We start from the raw sequence: 3,439 nt of genomic DNA, 5'->3' as shown, positions 1-3,439 counted from the left end.
GGGGGTTTGTTCCTTTGGGGTGGGTGGTTTGTTTGTGTGTGTTGGTGGTTTGTTGTGGGCAAGTTGTTAAGGGCACATGGTGGATGCCTTGGCATCGAGAGCCGATGAAGGACGTGGGAGCCTGCGAAATGCCCTGGGGAGTTGGCAACCGAGCGTTGATCCGGGGATGTCCGAATGGGGAAACCCAGCACGAGTCATGTCGTGTTACCTGCACCTGAATGAAATAGGGTGTGTGGAGGGAACGCGGGGAAGTGAAACATCTCAGTACCCGCAGGAAGAGAAAACAAAAGTGATTCCGAGAGTAGTGGCGAGCGAAATCGGATGAGGCCAAACCTCGATTGTGTGATAGCCGGCAGGCGTTGCAGTCGGGGGGTTGTGGGAGTGTTGTTGCCGTCTCTGCCGGGGTGGCGCGCAGTCAGAAACCTGAGACGAGGTCGAAGACCGTTGGAAAGCGGTGCCGTAGCGGGTGATAGCCCCGTAGACGATAGTGTCAGGCTGTGTTCAGCATTTCCCAAGTAACACGCCACTCCTGGAATGGTGTGTGAATCTGGCGGGACCACCCGTTAAGCCTAAATACTTCTCGATGACCGATAGCGGACCAGTACCGTGAGGGAAAGGTGAAAAGTACCCCTGGCGGGGAGTGAAATAGTACCTGAAACCATGTGCCTACAATCCGTCAAAGCCTGTCATAGGGTGATGGCGTGCCTTTTGAAGAATGAGCCTGCGAGTTAGCGATACGTGGCGAGGTTAACCCGTGTGGGGAAGCCGTAGCGAAAGCGAGTCCGAATAGGGCGTTTGAGTCGCGTGTTCTAGACCCGAAGCGGAGTGATCTATCCATGGGCAGGTTGAAGCGCCGGTAAGACGGCGTGGAGGACCGAACCCACTTCAGTTGAAAATGGAGGGGATGACCTGTGGATAGGGGTGAAAGGCCAATCAAACTCCGTGATAGCTGGTTCTCCCCGAAATGCATTTAGGTGCAGCGTTGCGTGTTTCTTGCCGGAGGTAGAGCACTGGATAGCCGATGGGCCCTACCAGGTTACTGACGTTAGCCAAACTCCGAATGCCGGTAAGTGAGAGCGTGGCAGTGAGACTGCGGGGGATAAGCTTCGTAGTCGAGAGGGAAACAGCCCAGACCATCGGCTAAGGCCCCTAAGAGGCGGCTAAGTGGAAAAGGATGTGGAGTCGCAGTGACAACCAGGAGGTTGGCTTGGAAGCAGCCACCCTTGAAAGAGTGCGTAATAGCTCACTGGTCAAGTGATTCCGCGCCGACAATGTAGCGGGGCTCAAGCCGTCCGCCGAAGCCATGGCACTAGTACGTAACCCAAGCCGGACTTGATCTTGGTTCAGGGGTACTGGTGGGTAGGGGAGCGTCGTGTCACGGGTGAAGGTCCGGAGTGATCCAGGGCTGGATGTGACACGAGTGAGAATGCAGGCATGAGTAGCGAATCACGGGTGAGAAACCCGTGCGCCGATTGATCAAGGGTTCCAGGGTCAAGCTAATCTGCCCTGGGTAAGTCGGGACCTAAGGCGAGGCCGACAGGCGTAGTCGATGGACAACGGGTTGATATTCCCGTACCGGCGAAGTGGCGCCCATGCTGAACCCGGTGATGCTAACCACCCGAAGCACCTCGTATCGATCCCTTCGGGGTGAGAGCTTGGTGTGGAGCGTGGGATCCGACCCGGTAGTAGGCAAGCGATGGGGTGACGCAGGAAGGTAGCCCAACCGCCGCGATGGTAGACGGCGGGTAAGCATGTAGGGGACGTGGTAGGCAAATCCGCCACGTAGCCGTTTGGTCGGTGACCCTGAGATGTGATGCCGACCCCGTAGGGGGGAAGTGGGTGATCCTATGCTGCCGAGAAAAACCTCTAGCGAGCCACGAGCCGCCCGTACCCGAAACCGACTCAGGTGATCAGGTAGAGAATACCGAGGCGATCGAGACAACCATGGTTAAGGAACTCGGCAAAATGCCCCCGTAACTTCGGGAGAAGGGGGGCCCGGATCGTGACCCCACTTGCTGGGTGAGCGTGAAGGGCCGCAGAGACCAGGGGAAAGCGACTGTTTACTAAAAACACAGGTCCGTGCGAAGTTGTAAGACGATGTATACGGACTGACTCCTGCCCGGTGCTGGAAGGTTAAGAGGACGGGTTAGACGCAAGTCGAAGCTCAGAATTTAAGCCCCAGTAAACGGCGGTGGTAACTATAACCATCCTAAGGTAGCGAAATTCCTTGTCGGGTAAGTTCCGACCTGCACGAATGGAGTAACGACTTTCCTACTGTCTCAACCATGGACTCGGCGAAATTGCACTACGAGTAAAGATGCTCGTTACGCGCGGCAGGACGGAAAGACCCCGGGACCTTTACTATAGTTTGGCATTGGTGTTTGGTTCGGCTTGTGTAGGATAGGTGGGAGACTGTGAAGCCTCGACGCCAGTTGGGGTGGAGTCATCGTTGAAATACCACTCTGGTCGTACTAGATGTCTAACCTAGGGCCATGATCTGGTTCAGGGACAGTGCCTGATGGGTAGTTTAACTGGGGCGGTTGCCTCCCAAAATGTAACGGAGGCGCTCAAAGGTTCCCTCAGCCTGGTTGGCAATCAGGTTTCGAGTGTAAGTGCACAAGGGAGCTTGACTGTGAGACAGACATGTCGAGCAGGGACGAAAGTCGGAACTAGTGATCCGGCGACTCCGAGTGGAAGGGTCGTCGCTCAACGGATAAAAGGTACCCCGGGGATAACAGGCTGATCTTCCCCAAGAGTCCATATCGACGGGATGGTTTGGCACCTCGATGTCGGCTCGTCGCATCCTGGGGCTGGAGTAGGTCCCAAGGGTTGGGCTGTTCGCCCATTAAAGCGGCACGCGAGCTGGGTTTAGAACGTCGTGAGACAGTTCGGTCCCTATCCGCCGCGCGCGTAGGAAACTTGAGAAAGGCTGTCCCTAGTACGAGAGGACCGGGATGGACGAACCTCTGGTGTGCCAGTTGTACCGCCAGGTGCAGGGCTGGTTGGCTACGTTCGGAAGTGATAACCGCTGAACGCATCTAAGCGGGAAGCACGTTTCAAGATGAGGTTTCCCACCCCTTGTGGGTTAAGGCCCCCAGCAGAACACTGGGTTGATAGGCCGGAGGTGTACAGCAGCAATGCCCAGCCGACCGGTACTAATAGGCCGAAGACTTGCCACAACAAACCCCCAACACACATCAACAAATCAAGTGTTACGGGAACAACACCACCCCACCAATCGGGGTGCGCGCGTCCACTACAAGAGACCAACCCCAGGTCCGACCACCCCTGAGACGGGGTACACCTGGCGGTTCATAGAGTTACGGCGGCCATAGCGGCAGGGAAACACCCGGTCCCATCCCGAACCCGGAAGTTAAGCCTGCCAGCGCCGATGGTACTGCAACCGAGAGGATGTGGGAGAGTAGGACGCCGCCGGACA

General features: G+C 56.6%; 2 rRNA genes. Both read left to right on the top strand.

The features are described from left to right. Positions 1 to 56 precede the first annotated feature (56 nt). Positions 57 to 3,179, top strand: a 23S ribosomal RNA gene (locus AC2YHB_RS25585). A gap of 142 nt (positions 3,180 to 3,321) precedes the next feature. Then, positions 3,322 to 3,438: ribosomal RNA gene (rrf, locus tag AC2YHB_RS25580) — 5S ribosomal RNA — on the top strand. Position 3,439: the final 1 nt, after the last annotated feature.

The sequence above is a fragment of the Nocardioides sp. SRI_004 genome, from assembly GCF_057586415.1.
Note: the sequence above shows the minus strand (reverse complement) of the source record. Positions and strands in the feature narration are given on the sequence as shown.